This is a genomic window from Pseudomonas sp. JAI111, from assembly GCF_024809425.1.
Classification (GTDB): Bacteria; Pseudomonadota; Gammaproteobacteria; order Pseudomonadales; family Pseudomonadaceae; genus Aquipseudomonas.
This window is the reverse complement of sequence record NZ_JANUCB010000001.1, coordinates 1,409,413-1,427,015: the sequence shown is the minus strand read 5'-3', so window position 1 is coordinate 1,427,015 and position 17,603 is coordinate 1,409,413. Positions and strand designations below refer to the sequence as shown.

At 58.4% G+C, this 17,603-nt stretch carries 15 protein-coding genes; all 15 read left to right on the top strand.

Translation table 11 applies throughout. The features are described 5' to 3' along the window. Positions 1–181: 181 nt before the first annotated feature. The 15 genes from pyrH (at position 182) to HNR03_RS06710 (ending at position 17,497) form a co-directional block, all read left to right on the top strand. Positions 182–925, top strand: coding sequence for a UMP kinase (gene pyrH, locus HNR03_RS06780; protein WP_259151747.1), 744 nt, complete (start codon positions 182–184; stop codon positions 923–925). Continuing rightward, a complete protein-coding gene (gene frr, locus HNR03_RS06775) occupies positions 922–1,479 on the top strand; it encodes a ribosome recycling factor (protein WP_090187830.1) in 558 nt (185 codons plus the stop codon). The genes pyrH and frr overlap by 4 nt, the downstream gene beginning before the upstream one ends. 13 nt (positions 1,480–1,492) lie before the next feature. Then, on the top strand, positions 1,493–2,248 hold the full coding sequence (gene uppS / locus HNR03_RS06770) for a polyprenyl diphosphate synthase (RefSeq protein WP_222589971.1): 756 nt from the start codon (positions 1,493–1,495) through the stop codon (positions 2,246–2,248). Next, positions 2,248–3,054: a phosphatidate cytidylyltransferase gene (locus HNR03_RS06765; RefSeq protein ID WP_222589972.1), complete on the top strand. Its 807-nt coding sequence runs from the start codon at positions 2,248–2,250 to the stop codon at positions 3,052–3,054. Before uppS ends, HNR03_RS06765 begins: the two co-directional genes overlap by 1 nt. Next, positions 3,051–4,241 (top strand): 1-deoxy-D-xylulose-5-phosphate reductoisomerase, encoded by a 1,191-nt coding sequence (gene ispC, locus HNR03_RS06760; RefSeq protein ID WP_259151744.1) that lies wholly within the window; start codon positions 3,051–3,053, stop codon positions 4,239–4,241. The genes HNR03_RS06765 and ispC overlap by 4 nt, the downstream gene beginning before the upstream one ends. A 53-nt stretch (positions 4,242–4,294) precedes the next feature. Then, on the top strand, positions 4,295–5,647 hold the full coding sequence (gene rseP / locus HNR03_RS06755; protein ID WP_259151743.1) for a sigma E protease regulator RseP: 1,353 nt from the start codon (positions 4,295–4,297) through the stop codon (positions 5,645–5,647). Positions 5,648–5,721: 74 nt separating this feature from the next. Continuing rightward, on the top strand, positions 5,722–8,100 hold the full coding sequence (gene bamA / locus HNR03_RS06750) for an outer membrane protein assembly factor BamA (RefSeq protein ID WP_222589975.1): 2,379 nt from the start codon (positions 5,722–5,724) through the stop codon (positions 8,098–8,100). A 45-nt stretch (positions 8,101–8,145) separates the two neighbouring features. After that, complete coding sequence (locus HNR03_RS06745) at positions 8,146–8,649, top strand: OmpH family outer membrane protein (RefSeq protein ID WP_008028980.1); 504 nt, start codon at positions 8,146–8,148, stop codon at positions 8,647–8,649. 3 nt (positions 8,650–8,652) lie between these two features. Next, positions 8,653–9,708, top strand: a complete 1,056-nt coding sequence (lpxD, locus tag HNR03_RS06740; RefSeq protein WP_222589976.1) for a UDP-3-O-(3-hydroxymyristoyl)glucosamine N-acyltransferase — start codon at positions 8,653–8,655, stop codon at positions 9,706–9,708. A 108-nt stretch (positions 9,709–9,816) separates the two neighbouring features. Beyond that, positions 9,817–10,257, top strand: a complete 441-nt coding sequence (gene fabZ, locus HNR03_RS06735; RefSeq protein WP_017336708.1) for a 3-hydroxyacyl-ACP dehydratase FabZ — start codon at positions 9,817–9,819, stop codon at positions 10,255–10,257. Next, positions 10,254–11,030, top strand: a complete 777-nt coding sequence (gene lpxA / locus HNR03_RS06730) for an acyl-ACP--UDP-N-acetylglucosamine O-acyltransferase (RefSeq protein ID WP_090187807.1) — start codon at positions 10,254–10,256, stop codon at positions 11,028–11,030. The genes fabZ and lpxA overlap by 4 nt, the downstream gene beginning before the upstream one ends. A gap of 2 nt (positions 11,031–11,032) precedes the next feature. Continuing rightward, complete coding sequence (lpxB, locus tag HNR03_RS06725) at positions 11,033–12,163, top strand: lipid-A-disaccharide synthase (protein ID WP_259151739.1); 1,131 nt, start codon at positions 11,033–11,035, stop codon at positions 12,161–12,163. Between the two features lie 11 nt (positions 12,164–12,174). Continuing rightward, positions 12,175–12,801, top strand: coding sequence for a ribonuclease HII (gene rnhB / locus HNR03_RS06720; RefSeq protein ID WP_222590344.1), 627 nt, complete (start codon positions 12,175–12,177; stop codon positions 12,799–12,801). A gap of 76 nt (positions 12,802–12,877) precedes the next feature. Continuing rightward, positions 12,878–16,399 (top strand): DNA polymerase III subunit alpha, encoded by a 3,522-nt coding sequence (gene dnaE / locus HNR03_RS06715; RefSeq protein WP_259151737.1) that lies wholly within the window; start codon positions 12,878–12,880, stop codon positions 16,397–16,399. Positions 16,400–16,549: 150 nt separating this feature from the next. After that, positions 16,550–17,497 (top strand): acetyl-CoA carboxylase carboxyltransferase subunit alpha, encoded by a 948-nt coding sequence (locus tag HNR03_RS06710; protein ID WP_010462799.1) that lies wholly within the window; start codon positions 16,550–16,552, stop codon positions 17,495–17,497. Positions 17,498–17,603 lie beyond the last annotated feature (106 nt).

Genomic DNA, 17,603 nt, shown 5'->3' with positions numbered 1-17,603 from the left:
GCTGCCCGCTTACGCGCGCAGCCTCTTTTCAGATGGGGCACCAATTTTTAATTGGTTTCCGTTTGGAACTGGCTTACAAAGCCATGTTCCGATGGCGCTGAAGCAGCGCCAAGCTAGAGTGAACGCCAGCTGTAAACAGCTCGCAAAGAATTTTTAAAATACGCCGCAGGAGAGATTCGCAATGGCTCAGCAGGGCAGTGGTTATCAGGCTCGCTATAAACGCATTCTACTCAAGCTTAGCGGCGAGGCCCTGATGGGGTCCGAAGAGTTCGGGATCGATCCCAAGGTGCTGGATCGCATGGCACTTGAAGTCGGCCAACTGGTCGGTATCGGTGTTCAGGTCGGCCTGGTGATTGGCGGCGGCAACCTGTTTCGCGGTGCAGCGCTGAGCGCGGCCGGCATGGATCGGGTGACTGGCGACCACATGGGCATGCTGGCCACTGTGATGAACGCCTTGGCCATGCGCGACGCGCTGGAACGTGCCAATATCTCGGCTATCGTGATGTCGGCCATTTCCATGGTGGGTGTGACCGATCACTATGATCGCCGCAAAGCGATGCGTCACCTGAACGCCAAGGAAGTTGTTATTTTCGCGGCCGGTACCGGCAACCCGTTCTTCACTACGGATTCGGCAGCCTGCCTGCGTGCAATCGAAATCGACGCCGACGTTGTGCTCAAGGCGACCAAGGTCGATGGCGTTTACACTGCAGATCCATTCAAAGACCCGCATGCCGAGAAGTTCGATCATCTGACTTACGATGAAGTGCTGGATCGCAAGCTGGGCGTGATGGATCTGACGGCCATTTGCCTGTGCCGAGACCACAAGATGCCGTTGCGCGTCTTTAACATGAACAAGCCCGGCGCCCTGCTGAACATCGTGCATGGCGGCGCTGAAGGGGCCCTGATCGAGGAAGGCCAACAATGATCAATGAAATCAAGAAAGACGCTCAAGAGCGTATGAAGAAATCCGTCGAATCGCTGCTGCACAACTTCGGCCGCATTCGTACCGGCCAGGCGCACCCAAGCATTCTTGAAGGCGTGATGGTGCCATATTACGGTTCCGACACCCCGATCAAGCAAGTGGCGAACATCACCGTCAAGGACGCCCGTACCCTGCAAGTCGTTGCCTTTGAGCGCAACATGCTGGGCGCCGTCGACAAGGCCATCGGTAGCGCTGGTCTGAACCTCAACCCGACCAACCTGGGCGAGTTGTTGCTGATCTCCATGCCGGCCCTGACTGAAGAAACCCGCAAGGGCTTCACCAAGCAGGCGCGTGATGTTGCAGAAGATGCCCGTGTTGCTGTGCGCAACATCCGTCGCGATGCAAACAGCTCGTTGAAGGATCTGGTCAAGGAAAAGGAAATCAGCGAAGACGAAGAGCGTCGTGCAGCTGGCGAGATCGACGATTTGACCAAGAAGTATGTGGCTGAAATCGATGCGAATCTGGCGCAGAAAGAAAAAGACCTGATGGCCGTATAAGGGTCTCGTTTTCATGGAAAAGACTAAGCAGACTGCACCGTCCGCGGTGCCGCGCCATGTCGCGATCATCATGGATGGGAACAATCGCTGGGCGAAAAAACGCTTTATGCCTGGTGTTGCCGGTCATAAAGCGGGCGTGGATGCCGTTCGTGCGGTGATTGAGGTGTGCGCCGAGGCCAAGGTCGAGGTGTTGACGCTGTTCGCGTTCTCCAGCGAGAACTGGCAGCGCCCCGCCGATGAAGTCAGTGCCTTGATGGATCTGTTCTTCAAGGCGTTGCGTCGCGAGGCCAAGCGCCTCAACGACAACAACATCAGTCTGCGCATCATCGGTGATCGCTCGCGTTTCCATCCAGAGCTTCAGGCTGCCATGCGTGAAGCTGAAGCGATGACCGCCGGAACCAACCGCTTTGTCTTGCAGATCGCCGCCAACTACGGCGGTCAGTGGGATATTGCGCAAGCTGCGCAGCGTCTGGCGCGCGAGGTTCAGGCCGGACATCTGCGTCCGGAGGACATCACTCCCGAGTTGTTGCAGACCTGTCTGGCCACCGGCGACTTGCCGTTGCCGGACTTGTGCATCCGTACCGGGGGCGAGCACCGCATCAGTAACTTCCTGCTGTGGCAACTGGCCTACGCCGAGTTGTATTTCTCCGACCTGTTCTGGCCGGACTTCAAACACGAAGCCATGCGTAACGCACTGGCCGATTACGCTTCTCGTCAGCGCCGCTTCGGTAAAACGAGCGAGCAGATCGAGGCTGGGGCCCGCGTTTAATGCTTAAACAACGAATCATCACCGCGCTGATCCTGCTGCCGATCGCTTTGTGCGGGTTTTTCCTGCTCGAAGGCACAGGCTTTGCGCTGTTCATCGGGCTGGTCGTGACCCTCGGCGCGTGGGAGTGGGCTCGCCTGGCAGGCTTCACCGCCCAGCCGATGCGCATCGCCTACGCGGTCGTGGTCGCATTCATCCTGTTTATCATGCACATCCTGCCGGGGCTCGCGCCCTGGGTCCTGGGCGCTTCGGTGCTTTGGTGGGGTGTTGCGACGTATCTGGTGCTGACTTACCCGCATTCCAGCGAGCATTGGGCCAGTGCCGCCTGCAAACTGGTGATCGGTTTGTTGATCCTGTTGCCGGCCTGGCAAGGTCTGGTCCAGATCAAGCAGGAGCCTTTGGGTAACTGGTTGATCATGGCGGTGATGGTGCTCGTCTGGGGGGCTGATATCGGCGCGTATTTCTCCGGTCGGGCCTTCGGCAAGCGCAAGCTGGCGCCGCAGGTCAGTCCCGGCAAGAGCTGGGAAGGTGTGTACGGTGGCTTGCTGCTGAGTCTGGTGTTGGCAGCGATCGTTGGCATAGCGCGGGATTGGAGTTTCGTACAGATACTGCTGGGTCTTTTGGGTGCGGCGGTAATTGTGTTCATCTCGGTGGTGGGCGACCTCACCGAGAGCATGTTCAAGCGTCAGTCGGGGATCAAGGACAGCAGTAATCTGCTGCCAGGGCACGGCGGCGTGCTGGATCGAATCGACAGCCTGACGGCCGCGATCCCGGTATTCGCCGTGCTGTTGTGGATGGCCGCACCGTGAGCCGCCCACAGCAGATTACCGTTCTGGGGGCCACGGGCTCGATTGGTCTGAGCACGCTTGATGTGATCGCTCGCCATCCGGAGCGCTATCAGGTTTTCGCCTTGAGCGGGTTCTCCCGCCTGAGTGAGTTGCTGGCCTTGTGCGTGCGTCATACGCCGCGATTTGCCGTCGTGCCGCAAGCGGATGCTGCCCGAATCCTGCAGGACGACTTGCGCGCTGCCGGTCTTTCGACCCGCGTGCTGGTGGGGGAGGAAGGCCTGTGTCAGGTCGCTGCCGATCCCGAGGTCGATGCGGTCATGGCGGCCATCGTCGGTGCGGCGGGCTTGCGTCCGACCCTGGCGGCGGTCGAGGCTGGCAAGAAGATCTTGCTGGCCAACAAAGAAGCGCTGGTGATGTCCGGTGCTCTGTTCATGCAGGCCGTGCGCAAAAGCGGTTCGGTGCTGCTGCCGATCGACAGTGAACACAACGCGATTTTCCAGTGCATGCCGCAGGATTTCGCCCGTGGGCTTGGCGCAGTCGGTGTGCGTCGGATTCTGCTGACAGCCTCTGGCGGTCCGTTCCGACAGACGCCGTTGGCCGAACTGGCGCATGTTTCCCCTGAGCAAGCGTGCGCTCACCCGAACTGGTCCATGGGGCGCAAGATTTCGGTCGATTCGGCCAGCATGATGAACAAAGGGCTCGAACTGATCGAAGCCTGCTGGTTGTTTGATGCCAGGCCATCCCAGGTCGAGGTCGTCATTCACCCTCAAAGCGTGATTCATTCTCTGGTCGACTATATCGATGGTTCGGTGCTGGCGCAGTTGGGCAACCCTGACATGCGCACACCGATTGCCAATGCCCTGGCCTGGCCTGAGCGGATCGATTCGGGTGTAGCGCCGCTGGATCTGTTCGCCATCGCTCGCCTGGACTTCCAGGCCCCCGATGAAGTGCGTTTCCCTTGCCTGCGCCTTGCGCGTCAGGCGGCCGAGGCTGGCAACAGCGCTCCGGCGATGCTTAATGCAGCCAATGAAGTGGCTGTGGCGGCGTTTCTCGACGGACGGGTTCGCTATCCGGAAATCGCGAGTATCATCGAAGAAGTGTTAAACCTCGAACCTGTTGTGGCGGTGAATGATCTCGAGGCAGTGTTCACGGCGGACGCGAAAGCGCGAGAGCTCGCCGGGCAATGGTTGAGTCGTCACGGGCGATAAGTGCTGAAATACGTTGCCCCATGCAGCACTGGATAGGATTGCGGAGAAAGTAGATGAGCGCGCTCTATATGATTGTCGGCACCCTGGTAGCCTTGGGCGTGCTGGTCACCTTCCACGAGTTCGGCCATTTCTGGGTCGCGCGTCGCTGTGGGGTCAAAGTGCTGCGTTTCTCCGTGGGTTTTGGCCTTCCACTGCTGCGCTGGCACGACAAGAAAGGCACCGAGTTCGTGGTGGCTGCCATTCCTCTGGGCGGCTACGTCAAGATGCTCGACGAGCGCGAAGGCGAAGTGCCGGCTGATCAGCTCGATCAAGCCTTCAATCGCAAATCCGTCCGGCAGCGCATTGCCATCGTGGCGGCTGGCCCGATTGCCAACTTTCTGTTGGCAATGGTGTTTTTCTGGGTGCTGGCCATGCTCGGCAGCCAGCAGGTGCGTCCGGTCATTGGCGCGGTCGAGTCGGGTAGCATTGCCGCGCAGGCCGGTTTGAGCGCGGGTCAGGAAATCATTGCCATCGACGGCGAGCCGACTTCCGGCTGGGCTGCGGTGAATCTGCAACTGGTTCGGCGCCTGGGCGAAAGCGGCTCTCTTCAATTGTTGGTGCGCGAGCAGGGCTCCACAGCGGATTCGCCTCGTGAGCTGATGCTGAACAAATGGCTCAAGGGCGCAGACGAGCCGGATCCCATCCGCTCGTTGGGTATTCGTCCTTGGCGTCCGGCGTTGCCGCCGGTGTTGGCCGAGCTGGATCCGAAAGGACCGGCGCAGGCAGCGGGCCTGAAAACCGGTGATCGGCTGCTGAGCCTTGATGGCAAGGCCCTCGATGACTGGCAGCAAGTGGTGGATACGGTGCGTATGCATCCTGATACCAAAATCATGCTGCGCGTCGACCGTGATGGTGCTCAAATCGACGTCCCAGTGACTCTGGCCGCTCGCGGCGAGAGCAAGGCACCCACCGGTTATATGGGCGCCGGGGTCAAAGCAGTCGATTGGCCACCAGAGATGATCCGCGAAGTCAGTTTCGGTCCTGTGGCCGCGATTGGGGAGGGCGCTCGGCGTACCTGGACCATGAGCGTACTGACCCTCGATTCACTCAAGAAAATGTTGTTCGGTGAGCTCTCGGTAAAAAACTTGAGTGGACCGATAACCATTGCTAAAGTGGCGGGCGCTTCTGCCCAGTCGGGCGTCGCTGATTTCCTGAATTTCCTTGCTTATCTGAGTATTAGCCTGGGGGTTCTGAATTTGTTGCCTATTCCTGTACTGGATGGGGGGCATTTGTTGTTTTATCTGATCGAGTGGACGCGTGGTCGTCCCTTGTCGGATCGGGTGCAGGGTTGGGGGATACAGATCGGTATCAGTTTAGTGGTCGGGGTGATGTTGCTTGCTCTGGTCAATGATTTGGGCCGTCTGTAACACTTCGCTGAATTGCGAATCTGCCGCATTTTGCGGCAGTTTGTTTATTGCCAGTTGGAATAAGAAAGGACTTCATGAAACGTCTGCTGCTAACTGCGGTTCTCACCGTATTGATGATCGCCGAAGTTCACGCCGAGTCCTTCACTATCTCTGATATTCGCGTCAATGGCCTCCAGCGGGTCTCCGCGGGTAGCGTCTTTGGTGCTTTGCCGTTAAACGTCGGTGAACAGGCGGATGATCGTCGCCTGGTGGAATCCACTCGTGCGCTGTTCAAAACCGGGTTCTTTCAAGATATCCAGCTGGGCCGTGAAGGCAACGTCCTGGTCATCACTGTAGTCGAGCGTCCATCGGTCGCCAGTATCGAGATCGAGGGTAACAAGGCGATCTCCACTGAAGACCTGATGAAGGGCCTCAAACAATCCGGTCTGGCCGAAGGCGAGATCTTCCAGCGAGCCACCCTCGAAGGTGTTCGTAACGAGCTGCAGCGCCAATATGTCGCCCAGGGGCGCTACTCGGCTACCGTCGACACCGAAGTGGTGCCGCAGCCGCGTAACCGCGTTGCCCTGAAGGTCAATATCAACGAAGGCACCGTTGCTGCTATCCAGCACATCAACGTGGTGGGTAACACGGTCTTCCCTGATGAGGACCTGATCGACCTGTTCGAACTCAAGACCACCAACTGGTTGTCGTTCTTCAAGAACGACGACAAGTACGCTCGTGAAAAACTCTCCGGTGACCTGGAGCGTCTGCGCTCCTACTATCTGGACCGTGGCTATATCAACATGGATATCGCTTCGACCCAGGTGTCCATCACCCCGGACAAGAAACACGTCTACATCACTGTCAACGTCAACGAAGGCGAGAAATACACCGTTCGTGACGTCAAGCTGAGCGGCGACCTGAAAGTCCCTGAAGACCAGGTCAAGTCGCTGTTGCTGGTTCAGAAAGGCCAGGTGTTCTCGCGCAAGCTGATGACCACCACGTCCGAACTGATCACCCGTCGCCTGGGTAACGAGGGCTACACCTTCGCCAACGTCAGCGGCGTGCCTCAGCCTCACGATGAAGACCACACAGTTGACATCACTTTCGCTGTCGATCCGGGCAAGCGTGCTTACGTCAACCGTATCAACTTCCGTGGCAACACCAAGTCCGAAGACGAAGTGCTGCGCCGCGAAATGCGTCAGATGGAAGGCGGCTGGGCTTCGACCTACCTGATCGACCAATCCAAGACCCGTCTTGAACGCCTGGGCTTCTTCAAGGAAGTCAACGTCGAAACCCCAGCGGTACCGGGCGTCGATGACCAGGTTGACGTGAACTACAGCGTTGAAGAACAAGCTTCCGGTTCGATCACTGCCAGCGTCGGCTTTGCCCAGAGCGCCGGTCTGATCCTCGGCGGTTCGATCACCCAGAACAACTTCCTGGGTACGGGTAACAAGGTCAGTATCGGCTTGACCCGCAGCCAATACCAAAGCCGTTATAACTTCGGTTATGTCGACCCGTACTGGACTGCCGATGGCGTCAGCCTGGGTTACAACGCGTTCTATCGCACCACCGACTACAAAGACCTTGATGTCAACGTAGCGAGCTACGCCGTAGACAGCCTGGGTGCAGGTGTCAGCGTTGGTTACCCGATCAGCGAGACGTCGCGTCTGACGTTTGGTTTGTCTGCACAACAAGACAAGATCAAGACCGGTCTCTACACCGTCGACGAAATCTTCGACTTCGTTAACCAGCAAGGTGATCAGTACCTCAACTTCAAGGCATCGGCCGGTTGGTCTGAATCCACCTTGAACAAAGGTGTACTGGCAACTCGTGGTCACTCCCAGAGCTTGACCGCGGAAGCCACGACGCCGGGCAGCGATTTGTCGTTCTTCAAACTCGATTACCGCGGTCAGTTGTTCCAGCCACTGTCTGAAAACTACACCATGCGCCTCCATACCGAGCTGGGTTATGGCGATGGTTATGGTGATACCGACGGCTTGCCATTCTATGAAAACTACTATGCTGGTGGTTTCAACTCGGTTCGTGGTTTCAAGGACAGTACCCTTGGGCCTCGTAGTACGCCGAGCCGGGGCGTGAACCCGGGCACCGCAGTCGACCCGGACCAGAAGCCACTGCCGTTTGGTGGTAACGTTCTGATTCAAGGTGGGGTAGAAGTTCTGTTCCCGATGCCGTTCGTGAAAGATCAGCGTTCCTTGCGCACTTCGGTATTCTGGGACGTAGGTAACGTGTTCGATTCGACTTGCAAGCAGAGCACTAACGCCGATGGCTCGAAGTCCAACACTCAGTGTAATGACGTCAGCTTGAGCAATATGGCCAGTTCGGTGGGTGTCGGTGTGACATGGGTTACCGCCCTTGGTCCGTTGAGCTTCGCCTTGGCGATGCCAGTCAAGAAGCCGGACAGCAATGCCGAGACTCAAGTGTTCCAATTCTCCCTCGGCCAGACGTTCTAAGCGTCTGACCCAAGATAACGACAATGGATTTTGTAGGAGTGCATCGTGCGTAAGTTGACTCAGTTGGTTCTCTTGGCAACCGTATTGGTAGCAGGTCCGGCTTTTGCCGACATGAAAATCGCCGTTCTGAACTATCAGATGGCGCTGCTGGAATCCGATGCTGCCAAGAAGTACGCAGTGGATGCCGAGAAGAAGTTTGGTCCGCAATTGACCAAGCTCAAGACGTTGGAAAGCAGTGCCAAGGGCATTCAGGATCGTCTGATGGCCGGTGGCGACAAGATGCAGCAAGGCGAGCGTGAACGCCTTGAACTCGAGTTCAAGCAAAAGGCCCGTGACTTCCAGTTCCAGTCCAAGGAACTGAACGAAGCCAAAGCCGTTGCCGACCGTGAAATGCTGAAGCAGCTCAAGCCGAAACTGGACAGTGCTGTGGAAGAAGTCATCAAGAAAGGTGCTTTTGACCTGGTCTTCGAGCGTGGCGCAGTGATTGATGTCAAACCTCAGTACGACATCACTCGCCAGGTTATCGAGCGCATGAATCAGCTGAAGTAATCCATGACAGCGACTATAAAGCTCGGCCAGTTGGCCGAGTTCCTTGGCGCCACGCTACGTGGCGACCCGGAGAAAGAAATTACTGGGCTAGCCACTTTGCAAGAGGCTGGCCCAGCTCAGTTGAGCTTTCTCGCAAATCCCCAATACCGTAAATACCTGGTGGACTGCCGGGCCGCAGCCCTGTTGCTGAAGGCCGCTGACGCAGAAGGTTTTGTCGGTGATGCCCTGGTGGTGCCTGATCCGTATCTGGCCTACGCGCGAATTTCCCATCTGTTCGATCCCAAGCCCAAGGCGCCTGCCGGTATTCACCCGACAGCCGTCGTGGCCACGGACGCAGTGGTTGATCCGGCGGCGAGCATCGGTGCTTTTGCCGTAATCGAAAGCCAGGCGCGTATCGCTGCGGGTGTGACCATCGGAGCGCATTGCTTCATTGGTGCCCGTTGCGAAATTGGCGAAGGCGGCTGGCTGGCTCCGCGGGTCACGCTGTACCACGACGTTCGTATCGGCAAACGGGTCGTGATTCAGTCCGGTGCCGTGCTCGGTGGCGAAGGCTTCGGCTTTGCCAACGAAAAAGGTGTCTGGCAGAAAATCGCTCAGATTGGCGGCGTTCTGGTCGGTGATGACGTGGAGATTGGCGTGAATACCGCTATCGACCGCGGCGCACTGGCCGATACCGTTCTGGGTAATGGCGTGAAGCTCGACAACCAGATTCAGATCGCTCACAACGTGCAGGTCGGTGATCACACTGCAATGGCGGCGTGCGTCGGGATTTCCGGCAGCACCAAAATCGGCAAGCACTGCATGCTTGCCGGTGGTGTCGGGCTGGTGGGGCATATCGAAATTTGCGACAACGTTTTTATCACCGGGATGACCATGGTGACCCACTCGATTACCGAAAAGGGTTCCTACTCTTCCGGTACGGCGATGCAACCAGCGGCCGAATGGCGCAAAAGCGCGGCCCGTATCCGTCAGCTCGACGACATCGCGCGACGTTTGCGACAGCTGGAAAAGCGTGTGGGGGAAGTGACCCCTGACGGTAATGCTTCATCAGATGGCTGATACCATTTCCATATCAAGTGTGCACAGCCGCTAGACTGCCTCCTTGATTTGCTAGAGGGGCGCGCGTCAGTCGCGCGCTTCCAATCTTTACATAGGCTTCCCCCCGAAATGATGGACATCAACGAGATTCGCGAATACCTGCCCCACCGTTACCCGTTCCTGCTGGTGGACCGAGTCGTGGAACTGGATGTGGAAGGCAAGCGCATTCGCGCCTACAAGAATGTCAGCATCAACGAACCGTTCTTCAATGGTCACTTTCCTGCGCATCCAATCATGCCGGGCGTGTTGATCATCGAAGCGATGGCTCAGGCTGCCGGTATCCTTGGCTTCAAAATGCTCGACGTGAAGCCCGCCGACGGTACGCTTTACTACTTCGTCGGTTCCGACAAGCTGCGTTTTCGCCAGCCCGTCACCCCAGGCGATCAGTTGATCCTCGAAGCCCGCTTCATCAGCTGCAAGCGTCAGATCTGGAAGTTCGAGTGCCAGGCTTCGGTCGATGGCAAGCCAGTCTGCTCCGCTGAAATCATCTGCGCGGAACGCAAACTATGAGTTTGATTGACCCTCGCGCAATCATCGATCCGACGGCCATTCTGGCCGACGACGTTGAGGTCGGCCCTTGGTCGATCGTCGGCGCAGGTGTGGAAATCGGCGAGGGTACGGTGATCGGGCCGCATGTAATTCTCAAGGGCCCGACCCGAATCGGTAAGCACAACCGCATCTACCAGTTTTCTTCGGTAGGTGAGGACACGCCCGATTTGAAATACAAAGGTGAAGAAACCCGCCTGGTCATCGGTGACCACAACGTCATCCGTGAAGGCGTGACGATTCACCGCGGAACCATTCAAGACCGCTCGGAAACGACACTGGGTGATCACAACCTGATCATGGCCTATGCCCATATCGGTCACGACAGCGTTATCGGCAATCACTGCATCCTGGTCAACAACACCGCGTTGGCAGGTCATGTGCACGTCGAAGACTGGGCGATCCTGTCCGGTTTTACCCTGGTTCACCAGTATTGCCACATTGGCGCCCACAGCTTTTCCGGCATGGGCACCGCCATCGGCAAGGACGTTCCCGCCTATGTCACGGTGTTTGGCAACCCCGCCGAAGCCCGCAGCATGAACTTTGAAGGCATGCGCCGTCGTGGTTTCAGCGAAGACGCGATCCATGCCCTGCGTCGTGCCTATAAGGTGGTTTACCGCCAGGGCCTGACGGTCGAGCAGGCGCTCGCCGAGCTGGCCGAGCCTTCGGATCAATTCCCGGAAGTCGCGGTGTTCCGTGATTCCATCCAGTCTTCGACCCGCGGCATCACTCGTTAATCATGGCCAATCTGCGTATTGCACTGGTGGCGGGTGAGGCTTCCGGTGACATTCTGGGCGCCGGTCTCATGCGCGCGCTCAAAGCTCGGCATCCGGCCGTGGAATTCATCGGTGTCGGTGGTCCGCTGATGCAGGCCGAAGGCCTGGTCTCGTATTTCCCGATGGAACGGCTTTCGGTCATGGGGCTGGTGGAAGTGCTCGGCCGGCTTCGCGAATTGCTCAAGCGTCGCAAGCAGCTGATCGCCGACCTGATCGCCGAGAAACCGGACGTGTTCATCGGTATCGATGCCCCGGATTTCAACCTCAATATCGAACTCAAGCTGCGTCAGGCCGGGATCAAGACCGTGCATTACGTCAGCCCGTCGGTCTGGGCCTGGCGGCAGAAGCGGGTGCTGAAGATTCGCGAAGGTTGCGACCTGATGCTGACGCTGTTCCCGTTCGAAGCCAAATTCTACGAAGAGAAGGGCGTACCGGTGCGATTTGTCGGGCATTCGCTCGCCGACGCCATCCCGCTGCAAGCCGATCGCGCCGCCGCACGGGCAGAACTCGGTCTGCCGGACGGGCCGCTGGTCGCGTTGATGCCGGGCAGCCGTGGCGGTGAGGTTGGCCGTCTCGGTGCGTTGTTCCTCGATACCGCCCAGCGCCTGCGTGCGATGCGTCCCGGCGTTCGGTTCGTCATGCCGTGCGCCAGTCCTGAGCGCCGCGCGCAGCTGGAAGCGTTGCTGGTTGGCCGCGATTTGCCGTTGACCTTGCTTGACGGCAAATCCCATCTGGCCCTGGCTGCGTGCGATGCGGTGTTGATCGCTTCCGGAACCGCGACCCTTGAAGCGTTGTTGTACAAGCGGCCGATGGTGGTTGCCTATCGTCTGGCGCCGCTGACGTTCTGGATTCTCAAACGCATGGTGAAAAGCCCTTATGTTTCCCTGCCGAACTTGCTGGCCCAGCGTCTGTTGGTGCCCGAGTTGTTGCAGGACGATGCGACGGTCGAAGCGTTGGCCCAGACCCTTTCGCCATTGATCGACGGCGGTGAAGAGCAGACGCGCGGCTTCGACGAAATTCACCGGACCTTGCGTCTGGATGCCTCCAACCAGGCTGCGGATGCAGTGCTGAAATTGATTGGCCAAGTACAATGAGTAAGACAAGCATGCAGATGGGGCTGGATTTCAACTTGGTCGCTGAAGTGGAAGATTTGGTTGCCGGTGTCGACGAAGTCGGTCGCGGTCCGCTCTGCGGTGCTGTGGTCACGGCTGCGGTGATTCTTGATCCGAATCGGCCGATTCTCGGCTTGAACGATTCGAAGAAGCTCACCGAAGCCCGTCGCGAAAAGCTCTACGACGAGATCTGCGAAAAAGCCCTGAGCTGGTGCATCGCCCGGGCCGAAGTCGAAGAAATTGACCAGTTGAATATCCTCCACGCCACCATGCTGGCCATGCAGCGCGCCATCGAAGGCCTGCACATTCAGCCGAAGCTGGCGATGATTGATGGCAACCGTTGCCCGAAACTGTCCATGCGCGCTGAAGCGGTGGTGCAGGGCGACGGCAAGGTGCCGGCCATCGCGGCGGCATCAATTCTGGCCAAGGTCAGCCGCGACCGTGAAATGGCGGCGTTCGAACTGATTTACCCGGGTTACGGGATCGGCGGCCACAAAGGCTACCCGACGCCCGTTCATCTGGAAGCGCTGGCCCGATTGGGGCCGACGCCGATTCACCGTCGCTCGTTCGCCCCGGTACGCCTGGCTTACGAAGCCCGTGAAAACCTGATCGAGAGTTAGTCGCAAGGCTGATGTTTTTGCCAAGGCCCGGTACAATCCGGGCCTTGTTGTTTTCACGTTACTGGACAGGATCACTATGCCGGCTTCATTCGTTCACCTACGCCTGCACACTGAATACTCCCTGGTCGACGGTCTGGTGCGGATCAAACCGCTGGTCAAGACCCTGGTCGGCATGAACATGCCTGCCGTGGCCGTTACCGACCAGAACAACATGTGTTCCCTGGTCAAATTCTACAAAGCAGCCATGGGCGCCGGCATCAAGCCGATTTGCGGCGCCGACCTGTGGCTGTCGAACAAGGATCCGGACAATGCCCTGAGCCGAATCAGCCTGTTGGCGATGAACGCTGTCGGCTACCGCAATCTCACCGAACTGATCTCCCGTGGTTTCATCGATGGCCAGCGCAATGGCTCGGTCATCATTGAGCGCGAGTGGGTGGCTGAAGCCAGTGAAGGCTTGATCATGCTGTCGGCGGCAAAAGAAGGCGAGATCGGTCTGGCCATGCTCAGCGGCAACCCCGCTGAAGCAGAAAAACTGGCGCGCGAATGGATGGAGGTGTTCCCGGATCGTTTCTACCTGGAGATCCAGCGCACCAATCGCCCCAACGATGAAGAACAGTTGCACGGCGCCGTGGCCCTGGCCGCGAAGATTGGTGCGCCGCTGGTGGCGACCAACGATGTGCGCTTCATCAAGCAGGAAGACTTTGCCGCTCACGAAACCCGCGTATGCATCGGTGAGGGCCGCGCCCTCGACGATCCGCGGCGTTCGAAGAACTACAGCGATCAGCAATACCTCAAAAGCGCCGAAGAAATGGCGGAGTTGTTCAGCGACATTCCCGAGGCGCTGGAAAACACCGTCGAGATCGCCAAGCGCTGCAACATTGAAGTGAAGCTGGGCACTCACTTCCTGCCCAACTTCCCGATCCCTGATGGCATGACCATCGACGAGTATTTCCGCAAGGTTTCGTTCGATGGTCTGGAAGAGCGCCTCAGTGTTCTGCTGCCCAAAGACACCACCGAAGACTACGAAGCCAAGCGCCAGGTCTACGTTGACCGGCTGAATTTCGAACTGGATATCATCATCCAGATGGGCTTCCCCGGTTACTTCCTGATCGTGATGGACTTCATCCAGTGGGCCAAGAGCAACGGCGTGCCGGTGGGTCCTGGCCGGGGGTCGGGTGCCGGCTCGCTGGTGGCCTATGTGCAGAAGATTACCGACCTCGACCCGCTTGAATATGACCTGCTCTTCGAACGTTTCCTTAACCCGGAACGGGTATCCATGCCCGACTTCGACGTCGACTTCTGCATGGACGGGCGTGACCGGGTGATCGATTACGTGGCCGAAAAATACGGTCGCAACGCGGTAAGCCAGATCATCACCTTCGGTTCCATGGCCGCCAAGGCTGTGGTCCGTGACGTGGCGCGGGTACAGGGCAAGTCCTACGGGCTGGCGGATCGTCTGTCGAAGATGATTCCGTTCGAAGTCGGCATGACCCTGGAAAAAGCCTACGAGCAGGAAGAGATCCTGCGTGACTTCATCAAGGTCGATGAAGAAGCCGCCGAAATCTGGGAAATGGCGCGCAAGCTGGAAGGCGTGGTGCGTAACGTCGGTAAACACGCTGGTGGCGTGGTTATCGCGCCGACCAAGCTGACGGACTTCTCGCCGATTTATTGCGATGAGGCCGGTGACGGCCTGGTGACCCAGTTCGACAAGGACGACGTTGAGGCTGCCGGTCTGGTGAAGTTCGACTTCCTGGGTCTGCGGACCCTGACGGTCATCGACTGGGCACTCAAAACCATCAACCGCGATCGCGCCAAGGTGGATGAGCCGCCACTGGACATCGCGTTCATCCCGCTGGATGACAAACCGACTTATCAACTGCTGCAAAAAGCTGAAACCACTGCGGTGTTCCAGCTCGAGTCGCGCGGCATGAAAGAGCTGATCAAAAAGCTCAAGCCCGACTGCCTGGAAGACTTGATCGCACTGGTGGCCCTGTTCCGTCCGGGCCCGTTGCAATCGGGCATGGTGGACGACTTCATCAACCGTAAGCACGGTCGCGCCGAACTTGCGTACCCGCACTCGGACTACCAGTACGAAGGCCTCAAGCCGGTTCTGGCACCGACTTACGGCATCATCCTGTATCAGGAACAGGTGATGCAGATTGCCCAGGTCATGGCCGGCTACACCCTCGGCGGCGCGGACATGCTGCGTCGAGCCATGGGTAAGAAAAAACCGGAAGAAATGGCCAAGCAGCGCGGCGGTTTCATTGAAGGTTGCAAGACCAACAATATCGACGCCGACCTTGCCGGTAACATTTTCGACCTGGTAGAGAAATTCGCCGGTTACGGCTTCAACAAATCCCACTCCGCCGCTTACGGCCTGGTGTCGTACCAGACGGCATGGCTGAAAACGCACTATCCGGCGCCATTCATGGCCGCGGTGCTTTCTGCGGATATGCACAACACCGACAAGGTCGTGACCTTGATCGAAGAAATTCGCACCATGAAGCTGCGTCTCGACGCGCCGGATGTGAATACCTCGGAGTTCAAGTTCACGGTGAACGACGAAGGCCGCATCATTTACGGCCTCGGCGCGATCAAGGGTGTGGGTGAAGGGCCGGTCGAGGCGATCACTGAGGCGCGTCAGGACGGGCCGTTCAAGGATCTGTTCGATTTCTGCGCCCGTGTCGACCTCAAGCGGATCAACAAGCGCACCCTGGACGGTTTGATCCGCAGCGGTGCACTGGATCGTCTGGGCCCGTGCTTCCACGACGAACCCAAAGCCTATCAAGCCAGCATCGACCAGAACCGCGCGATCCTGCTGAACGCGATGGAAGGGGCGATCAAGGCTGCCGAACAAACCGCTCGCACCCACGACAGCGGCCATGCCGACCTGTTCGGCGGACTGTTTGTCGAGGAAGACGCCGACGTCTACGCCAGTCACCGCAAGGCCAAGGAGTTGACGCTCAAGGAACGCCTGAAAGGGGAGAAAGACACCCTGGGCCTATACCTGACCGGTCACCCGATCGACGAATACGAGGGCGAAATCCGCCGCTTCGCCCGTCAGCGCATCATTGACCTGAAGCCGGCTCGCGATACGCAGACTGTCGCGGGGATGATCATCGCCCTGCGGGTGATGAAGAACAAAAAGGGCGACAAGATGGGCTTCATCACCCTTGATGACCGCTCCGGACGAATTGAAGCTTCGCTGTTCGCCGACGCGTTCCATTCGGCACAATCGCTGTTGCAGACCGATGCGATGGTGGTGGTCGAGGGCGAGGTCAGCAACGACGACTTTTCCGGCGGCTTGCGCCTGCGGGTCAAGCGGGTGATGAGCATGGAAGATGCGCGCACCAATCTTGCTGAAAGCCTGCGCCTGAAGCTGCAGACCAAGGATTTGAAGGGCGATCAGCTACGCTGGCTGGGTGAGCTGTTCAAGCGTCACCGCGGTGCGTGCCCGATCACCATGGAGTACACGAGCCCCGAAGCGAAGGCCTTGCTGCAGTTCGGCGAGACCTGGCGAATCGATCCGGCGGATGCGTTGATTCAAGCCCTGCGTGACCAGTTCGGGCGAGACAACGTCTTCCTCCAATACCGTTGACGGTCAGGTGCCGCTCTCCCGAAAAGGAGCCGCTCTGATCTCGACCCAATTTTTAATCTCGACCTGAACGCGCCTGTCCCTTAAGGTAGGGCGCGAATAGACAACCGGCCGGCCCAAGCTCACTTGGACGTCGACCCAAGACGGACGCCTATGAACCCGAATTTTCTAGATTTCGAACAGCCGATCGCCGACCTGCAAGCCAAGATCGAAGAGTTGCGCTTGGTCGGTAACGACAATTCGCTGAATATCGGCGATGAGATCTCCCGCCTGCAGGACAAAAGCAGCACGCTGACCGAAGACATTTTCGGCAAGCTGACCAGCTGGCAGATCGCACGTCTGGCGCGTCACCCGAAACGTCCATATACCCTGGACTACATCGAACACATCTTCACCGAGTTCGACGAATTGCACGGCGACCGTCACTTCTCCGACGACGCTGCAATCGTGGGCGGCATTGCCCGTCTGGACGATCAGCCGGTGATGATCATCGGTCACCAGAAAGGCCGTGAAGTGCGCGAGAAGGTTCGCCGCAACTTCGGCATGCCGCGTCCGGAAGGCTACCGCAAGGCGTGCCGCCTGATGGAAATGGCTGAACGCTTCAAAATGCCGATTCTGACCTTCATCGACACCCCGGGTGCCTATCCGGGTATTGACGCTGAAGAACGCAACCAGAGCGAAGCGATTGCCTGGAACCTGCGCGTCATGGCTCGCCTGAAAACCCCAATCATCGCCACCGTTATCGGTGAGGGTGGTTCTGGTGGCGCTCTGGCGATCGGCGTTTGCGATCAGTTGAACATGCTGCAGTATTCGACCTACGCGGTGATCTCGCCGGAAGGTTGCGCCTCCATTCTGTGGAAAACCGCGGAGAAGGCGCCGGATGCAGCGGAAGCGATGGGCATCACCGCCGAGCGCCTGAAAGGCCTGGGTATCGTGGACAAAGTGATCGGTGAACCTCTGGGTGGCGCGCACCGCGACCCGGCCGCCGCCGCTGCATCGATCCGTGCCGAACTGAGCTCGCAACTGGCGATGCTGAAGAAGTTCGACAACGAGGCGCTGCTGGCCCGTCGTTACGAGCGTCTGATGAGCTACGGTCTCTGATCTGACCTTGGCTTCAATGTGGGAGCGGGCTTGCTCGCGAAAGCGGTATAACAGGCAACTGAAATGTTGAATGTTTAATCGCTTTCGCGAGCAAGCCCGCTCCCAC

Coding starts and splice junctions, on each gene's coding strand:
- lpxB (WP_259151739.1), top strand. CDS start 11,033: ATGGCCAATCTGCGTATTGCACTGGTGGCGGGTGAGGCTTCCGGTGAC.
- fabZ (WP_017336708.1), top strand. CDS start 9,817: ATGATGGACATCAACGAGATTCGCGAATACCTGCCCCACCGTTACCCG.
- rseP (WP_259151743.1), top strand. CDS start 4,295: ATGAGCGCGCTCTATATGATTGTCGGCACCCTGGTAGCCTTGGGCGTG.
- bamA (WP_222589975.1), top strand. CDS start 5,722: ATGAAACGTCTGCTGCTAACTGCGGTTCTCACCGTATTGATGATCGCC.
- dnaE (WP_259151737.1), top strand. CDS start 12,878: ATGCCGGCTTCATTCGTTCACCTACGCCTGCACACTGAATACTCCCTG.
- pyrH (WP_259151747.1), top strand. CDS start 182: ATGGCTCAGCAGGGCAGTGGTTATCAGGCTCGCTATAAACGCATTCTA.
- HNR03_RS06710 (WP_010462799.1), top strand. CDS start 16,550: ATGAACCCGAATTTTCTAGATTTCGAACAGCCGATCGCCGACCTGCAA.
- lpxA (WP_090187807.1), top strand. CDS start 10,254: ATGAGTTTGATTGACCCTCGCGCAATCATCGATCCGACGGCCATTCTG.
- frr (WP_090187830.1), top strand. CDS start 922: ATGATCAATGAAATCAAGAAAGACGCTCAAGAGCGTATGAAGAAATCC.
- rnhB (WP_222590344.1), top strand. CDS start 12,175: ATGCAGATGGGGCTGGATTTCAACTTGGTCGCTGAAGTGGAAGATTTG.
- uppS (WP_222589971.1), top strand. CDS start 1,493: ATGGAAAAGACTAAGCAGACTGCACCGTCCGCGGTGCCGCGCCATGTC.
- lpxD (WP_222589976.1), top strand. CDS start 8,653: ATGACAGCGACTATAAAGCTCGGCCAGTTGGCCGAGTTCCTTGGCGCC.
- HNR03_RS06765 (WP_222589972.1), top strand. CDS start 2,248: ATGCTTAAACAACGAATCATCACCGCGCTGATCCTGCTGCCGATCGCT.